The following is a 12,624-nucleotide window of genomic DNA, read 5'->3' as shown; positions in this document are numbered from 1 at the left end:
GCATGGGTGGCATGGGCGGCGGCATGGGTGGCATGGGCGGTGGCATGGGCGGCGGCATGGGTGGCATGGGCGGCGGCATGGGCGGCATGGGCGGCGGCATGGGCGGCGGCATGGGTGGCATGGGCGGCGGCGGCATGATGGGCGGCGGCATGGGCGGCATGGGCGGCGGCGGCTTTGGTGGCTTCGGTCGCTAACTGTGCCTTGCCTAGCTTAGATTTAAGGTGGTTAACAGGGGCGGGTACTCGCCCCTGTTCGATGCTCGTAATAAAGATAAGCCACGAGCCATCGATGAGGTTTGGAGGATATGTATGCAAAATCCCTGGCAGCGTAGCACTTCGCTAATGATGTGTGCTCTTTCGATTTCGACGGTGGCAACTGTGTCCGCCGCACGGGCACAAGGGACACCGGTCAAAGAGGCAACAAATAGCACGCTTGATCTTGATCTACGCGATGCTTTTCTAAAAGATGCTATTCTTGTTTTGACGCAACAGAGCGGTCTGGACAATGTGGTGATCATCAATGGTGATCGCCCTGATGGCTTTCAGAAGATTACGCTGAAATTGCGAGATAAGTCAGTGGACACGGTGCTCCGGGCAATCGCAATCGCAGCAGGAGCCTCGTTGGAAGAGAGTGATGGGATTTACTACCTGCGCCCCGGCGGTACGGCCCCGGTTGTAGAGCCTAAAGCTCTGCCAATCACTAAAGACGTTATCAAGCCTGTTGTTGTAGCAGCTCGGCCCAAACCATTGTTGGTTAAAATCGAGCTGAAGTACATGCCCCCCTCGGATTTTGTTAAGCACCTGGATGATCCTACCTACAACTACATTGTTCACAACTTGATTCTTCCAGATGCTTTGAAGGCACAGCAAGGAATGGGGCAACCTATAGCACCCTCGAATGTGACTTCCCTAAATCCTGTACCCACGGAGTCCTCGGCAGTAGGTGGAGCGTCTGGCGCAGGCCAGCGCGGCGGCGGTGGCTTCGGTGGTGGTGGCTTTGGTGGCGGTAACCAGGGTGGTGGCGGTCGGCCTGGTGGTTTCGGTGGCGGTGGTAACCAGGGTGGTGGCATCGGCGGTGGCGGCATAGGTGGCGGTGGCCAGAATCAGAACCCGAACCAGCGTTCTCTTCGTCCTCTGGGCATTGACAATATCTTAGCAAGTGATGCAGATAACACACTGATCGTTCAAGGTGATGCACAAGATATTGAAGAGCTGAAGGCACTGATCCGCTTCCTGGATGTGGCGCCTAAGCAGGTAGAGATTCGTGCTGAGTTTGTGACAGTAAACATGCAGGATATCGAGAGCTTTGGTATTCAGTGGCAGTTTAGCCCCGCCAATAACCTTGATATTAGCATGGCACCGCCCAGTGGGAGCACGCCACAACTTGCGGTGCAGTATGCATCGGGAAATGCTGTGGCAAACCTGCGAGCGGCCTACGTTAAGCAGACCAATAACGTGCTTCAGGCACCAATTATTAGTACGTCTAACAATACACCCGCTACAGTGTTTATCAGCGATGTTGCGTTTGTGAACCAGTCCACGGTGATTCAGCCGCAGTTTGGTGGCCCTCCTATTGTTGCCAATCAGCTTGTTCCGATCACTGCGGTCAACTTGTTCACGGTGACCCCTCATATTAATGGGGATGGAACAATCAGTATGTTCCTGAATCCACAGCTACAGTCACAAACCATCAACTCCAGTGGAGTTCCGCGACAGACGACGCAAGGCGTATCCACCTTCCGTCGGATCAAGAGCGGAGAGACGATGATGCTGGGTGGGTTTATCACCAAGCAAGAAGATGGTGGTGAAGTGCGCGTTCCTCTACTGGGAAGCTTGCCCATTATCGGTGACCTCTTCCGACAGAAGTCCCGAACCGTAACGGGTGTGGAGACCTTGATCTTTGTTACTCCAAAGATTATTGAGGAGACTAATACCGGTGGCGGCGGGGGAGCTAACCTCGGATAGCGGGTATTTCTTAACAGAAGCCGGGTGGCCCAGTGCCACCCGGCTTTTTTTGTTGCGGTACAATGCCTGAAGAGATGCCTGGCAATATCACCCTGATCGGGTTTATGGGGAGTGGAAAGAGCACCGTGGGGCGCTTGTTGGCACAGCGGCTTGGGTGGCGTTTTACGGACACGGATCACCTCATCGAGAAAGTCGTCGGTTGCTCCATTCCTACCTACTTTGCGACGGAGGGAGAAACTGCATTTCGTGACAAGGAGACGACAATCCTCCTGGGCGTGACGGCTGGAGAGCGCCAGGTAATTGCCACGGGGGGAGGCGCTGTCTTGCGTGAGGAGAATGTAGCGGCACTGCGAACGAGCAGCCTTGTCGTCTATCTCACCACACGCCCCGACGTCTTGGCTAAGCGGGTCGCGCGGCGACCGGGGGAGCGCCCCCTTCTCACTGCGGGCGAGGAGCCCGCGCTCACTCTGATCCTGCGAATGCTCGCGACGCGTGGGCCGCTCTACCAGAGTGCTAGCCACCTGCTTGTGGATACATCGGATCGTGCTCCCGGCGCTGTTGTCGAGGAGATTGTCCGCCGCTACCAGAGGGAAGGCTCATGACGTGTGTGCCCGTCGCCCTTTCCGAAGGGCGTAGCTACGAGATCCATATCGGATCGGGGCAACTCAACCTCCTCGGGGAGCACTGTCTAGGAATCGCGCGTTCAAGTCGCGTGGTGATTCTGACCCAGCCCACTGTCGCACGTCACTGGGGGGAACGTGTACAGACGAGCCTGGAAGACGCTGGATTTACGACGCAGCAGATTTGCTTTCCTGCGGGTGAGCGCTACAAGAACCTGACAACCATAGCGCGGCTCTATGAGGGATTGTATAATTTAGTGCCCGCACTGGATCGTAAGACTCTATTAGTGGCCTTGGGAGGTGGGGTTGTCGGGGATATAGTGGGCTATGTGGCGGCTACCTACCTGCGAGGGCTGGACTATGTTCAAGTCCCAACCACCCTCTTGGCCATGGTGGACTCCTCGGTCGGTGGCAAGACGGGAGTGGATTTTCGGGAGGGGAAAAACCTTATTGGAGCGTTTCATCAGCCCCGCACTGTCGTGATTGACCCGGAGGTACTGACAACCTTGCCGCGTCGAGAGCTGCGCGCCGGACTGGCCGAGGTAGCAAAGTACGGAGTGATTCAGGATCCTCACTTTCTGGATCAAATCCAACGGAACGCAGCGGCTCTTGTCCGGGGTGAGGTTGCCCCCATTGAGGCTATTGTTACCCGCTCCTGCCAGCTTAAGGCTGGGGTCGTCACCGCCGATGAACATGAGGAGACTGGTCTGCGGGCGATCTTGAACTATGGGCATACGATTGGGCATGCTCTGGAGTCGGCGACCCGCTACCGACGCTACAAACACGGCGAGGCTGTTGCTATTGGTATGGTGGCGGCGGCGCTGATTGGAGAGCGAGCAGGCGTGACACCACCGAGTGTCACAACGGCAATTCGGGAGACTCTGGTAGCACTTAAGCTGCCTACTACCCTTCCGGAAGGGATTGACGATGAGGTTCTCATCGCTCTGACGGCCCGGGATAAAAAAGCGGTAGCGGGAGAGGCGCGCTTTGTTCTGGCTACCCAACTGGGTACGGTAGTCCTACACGAAGTGCCGGTCGCGACAGTGCGTGAAGGGCTGGCGGAACACCGTCGCCTTGTAGAACGGTCAAAGCGGAGGTAATTGTGGGAACTGAGGACGATCACTTAGACATAAAAACAAAGCAGACAGGGCGTGAACTTGTAAGTGTTCTCTGGTTTGTCCTCGTTATCTTTGTTTTTTTTGCTCCCCCGCTTGGGATTGTTGTTCCCATCGGGGTTCTCACCGCACTCTATGGTCTTGTTGTTTTTATCAGTAGCACTGTATTGCTATTCTCACTAATTGCCCAGAAGGGAAAGAAGAAACGTGTCGAGTGAAGAGGGGCTTCGCCCTGAAACCAGCTCCGGCGAGAAAGATCGGGTACGCCTGATCAACCGCTTTGTTGGCAAACGCTATGAAGTTCTGGAGTTCGTGGGCGAGGGGCCACTGTTAAGTGCGTTTCGCTCACGAGATCAGCAACTCAATCGAATCGTGACTCTCAAGACACTGCGGTCCGATTATCAAAATCGCCCCGAGCTCGTCGAGAGCTTACGCACGGGTTTTGCCGAGACGATTTCCTTGAGCCATGTCGCTATCACACGCGCTTACGATGTGGGTGAAGACGAAGAGCTTACCGCGCTCTACCAGGCTGAGGAGTTTGTTCGAGGGATAGACCTTCGGGAGCGGATCCGGCGCGCTGCACCCTTTCAGCTCACGGCAGCGGTGGATATCGCGATTACACTGGCCGAGGCACTGGAGTACGCGCATCATCGGGGAATCCCTCACGGGGATCTGTGCCCTCAGAATGTGCTGATCGGGCCCGATGGACAGGCCAAGCTCACCGGGTTTGGAGTCGCTCCCACTTACGCACGCATCGCCAGTGAAGACCCCACGATCTTGATGCGCATGGCGTACTACGCTGCTCCTGATCTTGTGACCAGTACCTCACCGAGCGCCTCTGCGGATCTTTATGCTCTGGCTGTTATTCTTTTTGAGATGCTCACGGGTGAGACACCTTTTCAAGGGGATAATCCGGTGCAGATTGCACTGCGCCATGCTCAGGAAGCCCCGCCTGCACCCCGGATCGTTAACCAGGCAATCCCTCGCGCTCTTGAGGGAGCGGTATTGAAGGGGCTCGCTAAGCGCCCTCAGGAGCGTTACATGAGTGCCACCGCACTTTTGGAAGACCTGCGCCAAATACGCGAGGCACTGCGCTTTGGGCGCTCGCTGGCTTGGTCTCCTCTCGATGCACAAGAAACTGCGCCGGTAGCGAGCACCACACCGCCTGCTCCGTCTACGGTGCGCGTTATGCCCGCTCCCACACCGACCGCCCCTGAGGCAGGACGTCGTGTCTCACAGCCTGTTGCACCGGTGGCCAAGGCAGTGCACCACGAGCGTGACTCTGAGGAAAAAACACCGCCACCCCGCCGTACAGGAGGGATTCTTCTGGCAATTAACCTCACGTTGTTTCTGGCACTGATTGGAACTGTCGCTCTGGTTTTTAATGGAATTCGTCCGTTTCTGAGCCCTGCCAATGAGGTGATTGTGCCTGAGCTACGTGGCAAGACCTACACGGAAGCCACGGCAATTGCCAATGAGCGGCACTTTAAGCTGGTGAAGTTGTCGGAGGAGTTTCTGGATGACAAGCCTGCCAATGTTATTTTTGAGCAAAAAGAGCAGCCTGGTAGCAAGATCCTGGAAGGCAAAGAAGTAACGGTCAAGGTCTCCCGAGGGCCAGAGATGGTGCCCATTCCCAATGTTGAAGAGATGACACTAGATAAGGCGCAGAAAGAGCTGGAGAAGATCGGACTCAAGGTGGGGGAGGTGACACGGCGTTTCGATCCACTGACAGGAGTGGGGGTCGTGTTGGAACAACTGCCGCGCAGCGACGGTGTTGAGCGTCGCGCCCGTGGCACCAAAATCGATCTCACCCTTTCCAAGGGGCCAGAGCCTGCACCGACGCCAGAGCCAACGCCGCCGCCTACCCCTGAGCCCAAAGAGTCTGCTAACGGCTCCGTGGATGACTCTAGCAATCCAGCGGACACGCAACTGCGCACATTTCGGGTGCCGTACAAAACCCCAAAAGATGCTCAGCAGCACCATGTCGTCATCCAGATCGAAGATGCCGACGGAACCCATAGTGGCTATGATAGTACGCATGGGCCGGGACAGAGCATTAGTGTTGAGGTCTCAGGAATTGGACGTCCCATCACGATCAAGCTCTACGATAACGATGATCTCAAGGCACAGACACTCGCGGTGAAGGCGAAATAATGGCCGTTCTGCTCGCACCCTCACTTCTGGCGGCTGATCATGCACGCTTCGGTGAGCAGGCACAGGCGGCAGTCGCGACGGGGGAAACCTGGCTCCATATAGATGTGATGGACGGGCAATTTGTCCCAAACTTGACCTTTGGTGCACAAGTCGTGCGGGCACTGCGGCCTGTGTGTCCCACTGCGTTCTTCGATGTGCACTTGATGGTCGTGGAGCCGGAGCGCTACATCGAAGCCTTTGTGGAAGCGGGAGCCCATGCCATCACAGTGCACATCGAAGCGACCGCACATCTGCAGCGCACACTGGCGGCTATCCGCGAGGCAGGCTGCCTGGCCGGGGTTGCGCTCAACCCCGCAACCCCACCCGAGACCCTGCGTTATGTTTTGGGGGATCTGGATATGGTGCTGGTGATGACGGTCAATCCCGGCTTTGGTGGCCAAGCATTCTTGCCCACCGCGGCACGGAAAGTGCCGGAGCTGGCGCAGCTTCGGGTCGAAGCGGGCGCGGGCTTCAAGATCAGCGTGGATGGTAGTGTGAATGTGAAAACAGCTCCCGGACTGGCTCACGATGGCGCGGATGTTCTGGTGGCAGGCTCCGCGATCTTTAACCATCCCTTGGGCGTGGCTGCGGGGGTTGCGGCGCTTCGGGAGGTGCTTCCCGTATGAGTGAGGTGCTTCCCGCATGAGTGTGACCATGATCTTTGGAATCTTGCTGGCTGTGGCTGTGGGGCTGACAATCTACGGTTACTCCCGTGGCTACGGCGCTCTCTCCGCCCGTTCGCGGCTCTTTCGAACTGCGGGGATGGCACTTCTGGTCTTGCTCCTTGCACTAACCATGATCTTTGTCGGGCGAGACTTCGTGGGGCGTGTGGGAGATCTTCAGAAGCTTGCCTTGTTAATCTCCCTCTATGGCCTCGGGCTTAGCCTGGTCTGTATCGCCCTGCTGGATGCGCTGGAGTCGTTTGTGGCAATGCGTAAGGCCGAGCGGCAGGCTCTTCAGCAGGTTATCGAGGAAACCCAGAAGCAAAAACAACGGCAATGAGCTTCGAGGATACTTTCTGGATGCGGCGGGCGCTGCGCCTGACCAATCGTGTCAAGGCTCATCCTAGCCCTGGTGTTGGGGCTGTTATCGTGCACGGCGGCGAGCTTGTCAGCGAGGGCTGGACCTACCACACCCCAAAAGTACACGCCGAAGCGATGGCGCTCGGACGTGCAGGGGAGCGCGCACGTGGCTCCACTCTCTACACCACTTTGGAGCCCTGTTCACACTGGACGCGCCCGGATGGCTCCGAGCGCGTTCCCTGCACCCACCACTGCATTCAGGCTGGAGTGGCGCGGGTGGTGGCTGCTACACTCGATCCTAACCCCCAGGTCTGTGGCGATGGCTTCACCCAGCTCCAGGCCGCCGGGATTGTGCTGACAGTCGGTGTGTGCGAAGAGCAAGCCATCGAGGCACATCGCGCTTTTCTCAAGCATCAGCGCACCGGACTGCCGTTTGTGACTCACAAGGCAGCGATGACCCTTGATGGCAAGCTCGCGGCGAGCCACTCTGCGCCGTTGGCAATCACTAGCGATCCCGCCCGCCGCGCCGTGCACCGTCTACGCGCAAAGTCCGATGCTGTGATTGTCGGGGTCGGCACCGTCCTCGCTGATGACCCGGAGCTGACGGTACGCCTTGTCCGTGGTAGCAATCCCACACCCGTGATCTTTGACTCGCAGTTGCGCACACCGCAAACGGCAAGGCTAAACCGACCCGGAACCCTGATCCTGACGTGTGTCGAAAACGCTCCACGCTGGGACGCTGAGATCCTTACGCTTCCCGCCGATGCCGCGGGCCGTGTCTCTGTCCCCGCCGCGCTGGCGTTGCTTGCCGAGCGCGGCTTACTCGAAGTGCTTTTGGAGTCTGGCGGAGCGCTGGCCGCCGCGTTCTGGGCCGCGAATGCCGTAGACCGTGCGCTGTTCTTTGTCGCGCCGAAGCTCATCGGTGGTAGCCACGCCCCGACGCCGCTTGATGGCCCTGGCTTGCCCAACCCGGTGAACCTGGAGTGGCTTAGCGTGCATCGCTACGGCCCCGATCTCGCTTTGGAGGGCAGGCCGGGCTTACTCCGCTAAGAGCGAGCATCCCCGCAGTACCGCGCCGGGGGCACGGCCTAGGAGCTGGAAGCCGCCGCGCTCGTCCCAGACTCCCCTGTCCTCGGTCTGAATCGCCAGCACCGAGTTGTAGTTGGCCAGATCGTAGTGGGCGAGCAGGCCGGGCTGGCCTGGCACTGCATCGGTGCCGGTGACGGGGTCAAGAAGACGCGTCTTAAGCCACGGTGGAGCGAGCTTGGGGCCGGTGAGTCCCTGGCTGTAGAACTGGCTGGTGAGCTCGCTCATCCCGTACTCCGAGAAACAGTGTGCGGTGGCAACCTCGAGGCGCTCGGTGAAGAGCGCATAAAGCTCGGACTTCTCGACTTCGCGGCTACGGCCTTTGAAGCCGCCTGTTTCGATCACGAGAGAGCCTTCGGGGAGTGGGAAGCACTCGCCTTGCGTGGCGTCGAAGAAGTTCACCCAGGCGAAGGCGGTGCCGAAGAGCGTGCAGGAAGCCGAGAGGCTAGCAAGGGTGTGGCGCAACTGATCTGCGCTACTCTCGCCCCAGAGAAACTCTGCGCCGAGCGTCTCTAACATGAACGAGAGCGACGAGTGCGGGGCCGTGTCAGTAGGGGGCATGAGGGCGAGCAGGCGCGGGGGCTCCGGGCCAAAGGCACGGGCGTAACCTGCCTTGAGTGAGATTTTGTAGAGCTCCCGCGCATCCACACTCATGAAATGGCGGCTGGTCTCACCGCCTGTGGTTCCTGATGAGTGAAAGACCTTCACGCACTCGCTTTCGGGGACGCAGGTGAGGGCAAAACGCTTGAAGGCGCTTGCGGGGGCGGCGGGAATGTCTTGCCAGCGCGTGACCGTCTCCGGGGTCTGGCCACGCCCATTGCAGAGGCGCTGGTAGGGCAGGTTGTGTGCGTACTGATAGGCGAAGAGACGGAGCGCGAGTACCTCAAAAGAGTTCCCTCGCTCGGCGGGGGCTAGGGGGGAGATAAAAGCCGCGAGCTCGTTGGTGAGGCTCATGGGAGGGCCTCGTAGAGCGTGAGGGTGCCGTCGGTGCGCACGAGCAGGAGAAAGGCACCATCGGGAGTGGAGAGTGTCTCCTGGATAGGTGCGGCGCGGGGAAGCGCTAGCCGCCAGCGGGTCTTACCGTCCCCATCGAGTACAAAGAGCGCTCGGTCTCCATCGAGCACAGTCACTCGCTCCCCCAGAGCGGAGAGCGCGGCCAGTCGTGGCAAGAAGAAGCGCCCGCCTTTTTCCTCCCCACGCGGGGTACCGTCACGGTTGAGTAAGAGCAGTCTTGCCTCGCCCCCTCGCTGGGTCTCAAAGAGATAAGTCAGGGCGATGCGCTGACCATCGGCGGCAACGGCGACACGTGCCTGTTTCCCTGGAATCCGTTTCTCCCAGAGCCGCATTCCTGAGTCCATGTCGTAGCCGGTGAGCTGTAGGTCTTTCTGGCTGCGCCGTGGTAGTCGTCCCGAGAGACTGACCGCCGTCGCCCCATCGGCGGAGACCTGCACATCCTGCCAGCGGGCCGGGTCAGAGTCGCCGTAGGCCCAGCCGCCGAGCCGCCGGACACCTGCGGGGAGCCATGTGCCTGTGAGCGCTGCGGAACCGTCGGTGGAGAGCGCTAGAGTCTCGGGGAGGGCACTGATACTCCACGTAGTGGGGGGGGGCTGGGGGGCTAGCAGGGAGAACGCAACAATCTGGTTGGCACTGGTACCAAAGAACGCACGGCTGCCATCGGGGGTAGCCATCAGGCTCCAGAGGGTGCCAGGAAGCGCAAAGGCGCTCGGCTGCCCTGTTTTGGGGTTAAGAGACCAGACCTTTTGTACGGCGGGGTTGTAAAGTGCTCCTGCCAGCACCCGCCCTCCGCGTACCGCTGTGACTCGGTTTGCCAGAAGGAGTGGTGGGCTACTCCAGAGAGCAGCACCTGTCCTCGCGTCGAGGGACTGGACTTGCTTCTGGGCAGTGAGTAGCGCAACCCCGCCATCAGGAGCCAAGCTGAGCGAGAGGGGCGAGGGAAGTGCTCGGCTCCAGCGTGCTTTCCAGCGGGGGCGGTTATCTCCCTGCCGTTGTACGGGAAGAGGAAGCGGCGTTGGCGTCGGGAGGATAGTCTGTTGAGGGGGTGCGGGAGGGCGCGGGGCACGAAGACGTCCCAAGCCGATACCGAGTGCCAGCGCCAGCAGGCCTCCTCCCCCGAGCAGCAGTAACCTTCGCCACATCATGCCCTCTCGATAAAAGCACGGTGTAGGCTGGGGTCTTCGGTGAGCTCGGGGTGGAAGGCTGAGGCAAGGATATTTCCCTGGCGAACCAGCACGACTCTGTCTTCGTAGCGGCCCAGCACTTCCACGCTCGGCCCCCACTCGCTCACGTATGGCGCACGGATGAAGACACCGGTCACCGGGCCAAAGCTTGTCTCGATACGTGCCTCAAAAGAGTCTGTCTGTCGCCCAAAAGCATTGCGTGCCACACTGATATCCAGCAGACCCAGCAGTGGCTGCCCGCCCCGTTTCTCGCCCTCGGTGATGCGTTTCGCCAGCAGAATCATCCCGGCACACGTTCCCCAGATGGGTTTTTGAAATGCCTGAATGGCCTTGTCGAGGCCGAAGCGAGCTAGGAGATACCCTATCGTGGTACTCTCGCCCCCGGGCAAGATCAGGGCATCGGCTGTGGCAAGCTCGCCGGGAGTGCGCACTTCAAAGCCCTCGCCGCCCGCCGCAACAATGGACTTGATATGCGCCTCGTAGTCGCCCTGGAGCGCGAGGACACCGATTCGTTTACGAGGTTCCATAGCGTTTTTTTGCTTTCCAGTCCGCGAGGGCATCTACCACATTTTGGAAGGCCAGGTCACTGGGGATGTCGCCCGGGGCAAACCAGCCCAGCTCCGCCATGTCATCCGAGGCGAGCGCCTCGCCGGAGGTCTCAAGCACGCGGCACCAGTAAAATATATTGAGTGTGTGCTCGTTAGGATCGTCGCCGTACTGGTCCATGTAGAAGCCTAAAAGCGCAATGGGCTCGACGTGCAGGCCCGTTTCCTCAAGCAGCTCACGCACAAATCCCGCCTCGGGGTGCTCTCCGGGCTCCAGAAACCCGCCGGGTAGATCCCAGAGACCCTTGGACGGGGCGATGCCGCGCCGCCCGAGAAGCACGCGCCCCTGGCTGTCCTCGACCACGCCGCCCGCAGTGGGCCGGGAGTTGTTCCAGTAGATAAAGCCGCAGGAGTCGCACATCCGGCGCTCCGCGTCCGTGTCAGACGGGAAGCGCCGGGTGCTTAGCTCTGCGCGGCATCTCGGGCAAAACTGATAGTGGCCAAACACTAGCCTACCCCCTGACCCCCGCCGGGCGGGGGGAATGTAAGGAAGGGAAGTTTTCCTTTTATCTCCCCCGTCGGACGGGGGGTGGGGGGGAGGTTCATGTTACCAGCCGCGCTTGTCGAAGCGCTCTACATCGGGGATCGTGCGGATATCTATCCCCACCATCGGCTCGCCCAGGCCTTCCGAGACTTCGGCGAGCTTGGCGTAGTCTTTGTAGAACGTGACGGCATCCACGATGCGCTTGGCGCGCTCTGCGGGATCACCGGACTTGAAGATGCCGCTGCCCACGAAGACTGTCTCCGCGCCCAGATGCATCATCAGAGCCGCATCAGCAGGTGTCGCGACACCACCAGCGGAGAAGTTCGGGACGGGAAGCCTGCCCGTCTTTGCCACTTCCAGTACCAGCTCGTAGGGCGCTTGCAGCTCCTTGGCTTCATTCATCAGTTCGGCTTCGTCCATCGAGCGGATCTTGCGGATGCCCCCCATCAGCGAGCGCATGTGGCGCACGGCCTCGACCACGTTTCCCGTCCCGGCCTCGCCCTTGGTGCGGATCAGCGCTGCGCCCTCGCCGATGCGGCGCAGTGCCTCGCCAAGATTACGGCAGCCACAGACAAACGGGACATTGAAGTCGTGCTTGTTAATGTGGAACTGCTCGTCGGCGGGGGTAAGCACCTCCGACTCATCCACAAAGTCAACGCCCAACGACTCTAAAATTCGCGCTTCGATAATATGCCCAATGCGCGCTTTCGCCATCACGGGGATGGTGACGGCGGCCATGATCTCCTTGATCATCTTGGGGTCGCTCATGCGCGCCACGCCTCCGTCTTTGCGAATATCGGCGGGGACACGCTCCAGGGCCATCACGGCGACCGCCCCCGCTTCTTGTGCGATCACGGCCTGCTCCGCGTTGACCACGTCCATGATCACGCCGCCCTTGAGCATCTCCGCCAGCCCGACTTTTGTACGCCAGGTAGATTTTTCTGCCATTGTGTTTTAATTTATCCTCGGAGTGATTCTACCTTGCTGGAAGCGGCAGATTCAACTGTGGTATAATCCGTGCGCTTTCCCGGACTGACTGGGAATCCTTCCCAGGTCGTTCAACGGCAGGACAGAGGTTTTTGGTGCCTTTAATCGGGGTTCGAATCCCTGCCTGGGAATTTTCTTTTCCTCGTCATCGCCCCTGCTCTTGATCTTTGCCACTGTATCAGTGAACACGAAAATAAAATCTTTTGATCTGTCTTTTATCGCTTGACATTTTCTTTTGTTTTGGGGTAGACTAATAACCATCCGACCGGAGCAAGCTCCGGGGTATTTGTCCGAAGGCTTCGGCCTGAGAGCCGAAGCCACAGAAGAAGTGGGCATCCTAAGAGATGCCC

The 12,624-nt window shown here is 59.3% G+C and carries 13 protein-coding genes and 1 tRNA gene; 8 read left to right on the top strand and 6 right to left on the bottom strand.

The window, feature by feature from the left end; translation table 11 throughout:
* Positions 1-314 (bottom strand): hypothetical protein (locus ACH2ED_RS20935; RefSeq protein ID WP_395094673.1); only part of this gene is annotated, 314 nt, incomplete at its 3' end.
* Between ACH2ED_RS20935 and ACH2ED_RS20930 the strand changes: the two genes are divergently transcribed.
* The 7 genes from ACH2ED_RS20930 to ribD all read left to right on the top strand — a co-directional run bounded on the left by ACH2ED_RS20930 (position 309) and on the right by ribD (position 7,964).
* On the top strand, positions 309-1,964 hold the full coding sequence (locus ACH2ED_RS20930) for a hypothetical protein (RefSeq protein WP_395094672.1): 1,656 nt from the start codon (positions 309-311) through the stop codon (positions 1,962-1,964). The two genes, ACH2ED_RS20935 and ACH2ED_RS20930, sit on opposite strands and share 6 nt — an antisense overlap.
* A 62-nt stretch (positions 1,965-2,026) precedes the next feature.
* Positions 2,027-2,566, top strand: a complete 540-nt coding sequence (locus ACH2ED_RS20925) for a shikimate kinase (RefSeq protein ID WP_395094671.1) — start codon at positions 2,027-2,029, stop codon at positions 2,564-2,566.
* Positions 2,563-3,684 carry a 3-dehydroquinate synthase gene (gene aroB / locus ACH2ED_RS20920; protein ID WP_395094670.1) on the top strand — a complete coding sequence of 374 codons (1,122 nt, stop codon included), beginning with the start codon at positions 2,563-2,565 and terminating at the stop codon, positions 3,682-3,684. The genes ACH2ED_RS20925 and aroB overlap by 4 nt, the downstream gene beginning before the upstream one ends.
* A 222-nt stretch (positions 3,685-3,906) precedes the next feature.
* Positions 3,907-5,853, top strand: coding sequence for a PASTA domain-containing protein (locus ACH2ED_RS20915; RefSeq protein WP_395094669.1), 1,947 nt, complete (start codon positions 3,907-3,909; stop codon positions 5,851-5,853).
* Entirely contained in the window at positions 5,853-6,518 is a 666-nt protein-coding gene (gene rpe, locus ACH2ED_RS20910; RefSeq protein ID WP_395094668.1) for a ribulose-phosphate 3-epimerase, read from the top strand. The genes ACH2ED_RS20915 and rpe overlap by 1 nt, the downstream gene beginning before the upstream one ends.
* Before the next feature lie 16 nt (positions 6,519-6,534).
* Entirely contained in the window at positions 6,535-6,894 is a 360-nt protein-coding gene (locus ACH2ED_RS20905) for a hypothetical protein (protein WP_395094667.1), read from the top strand.
* Complete coding sequence (gene ribD / locus ACH2ED_RS20900; protein WP_395094666.1) at positions 6,891-7,964, top strand: bifunctional diaminohydroxyphosphoribosylaminopyrimidine deaminase/5-amino-6-(5-phosphoribosylamino)uracil reductase RibD; 1,074 nt, start codon at positions 6,891-6,893, stop codon at positions 7,962-7,964. The genes ACH2ED_RS20905 and ribD overlap by 4 nt, the downstream gene beginning before the upstream one ends.
* Here the strand turns inward: ribD and ACH2ED_RS20895 are convergent.
* The 5 genes from ACH2ED_RS20895 to pdxS form a co-directional block, all read right to left on the bottom strand.
* A complete protein-coding gene (locus ACH2ED_RS20895) occupies positions 7,953-8,954 on the bottom strand; it encodes a long-chain fatty acid--CoA ligase (protein WP_395094665.1) in 1,002 nt (333 codons plus the stop codon). The two genes, ribD and ACH2ED_RS20895, sit on opposite strands and share 12 nt — an antisense overlap.
* Complete coding sequence (locus ACH2ED_RS20890) at positions 8,951-10,159, bottom strand: PQQ-binding-like beta-propeller repeat protein (protein WP_395094664.1); 1,209 nt, start codon at positions 10,157-10,159, stop codon at positions 8,951-8,953. Before ACH2ED_RS20890 ends, ACH2ED_RS20895 begins: the two co-directional genes overlap by 4 nt.
* Entirely contained in the window at positions 10,156-10,725 is a 570-nt protein-coding gene (gene pdxT, locus ACH2ED_RS20885) for a pyridoxal 5'-phosphate synthase glutaminase subunit PdxT (RefSeq protein ID WP_395094663.1), read from the bottom strand. Before pdxT ends, ACH2ED_RS20890 begins: the two co-directional genes overlap by 4 nt.
* Entirely contained in the window at positions 10,712-11,251 is a 540-nt protein-coding gene (locus tag ACH2ED_RS20880) for an NUDIX domain-containing protein (RefSeq protein WP_395094662.1), read from the bottom strand. The genes pdxT and ACH2ED_RS20880 overlap by 14 nt, the downstream gene beginning before the upstream one ends.
* A gap of 99 nt (positions 11,252-11,350) precedes the next feature.
* The gene (gene pdxS, locus ACH2ED_RS20875; RefSeq protein WP_395094661.1) at positions 11,351-12,235 is read right to left on the bottom strand and encodes a pyridoxal 5'-phosphate synthase lyase subunit PdxS; all 885 of its coding nucleotides are present in this window, start codon (positions 12,233-12,235) and stop codon (positions 11,351-11,353) included.
* A 99-nt stretch (positions 12,236-12,334) separates the two neighbouring features.
* On the opposite strand from pdxS, the gene ACH2ED_RS20870 reads away from it, so the two are divergent.
* Positions 12,335-12,405 (top strand) — tRNA-Gln (locus ACH2ED_RS20870).
* Positions 12,406-12,624: the final 219 nt, after the last annotated feature.

The organism is Armatimonas sp., from assembly GCF_043757465.1.
Taxonomy (GTDB): domain Bacteria; phylum Armatimonadota; class Armatimonadia; order Armatimonadales; family Armatimonadaceae; genus Armatimonas.
Note: the sequence above shows the minus strand (reverse complement) of the source record. Positions and strands in the feature narration are given on the sequence as shown.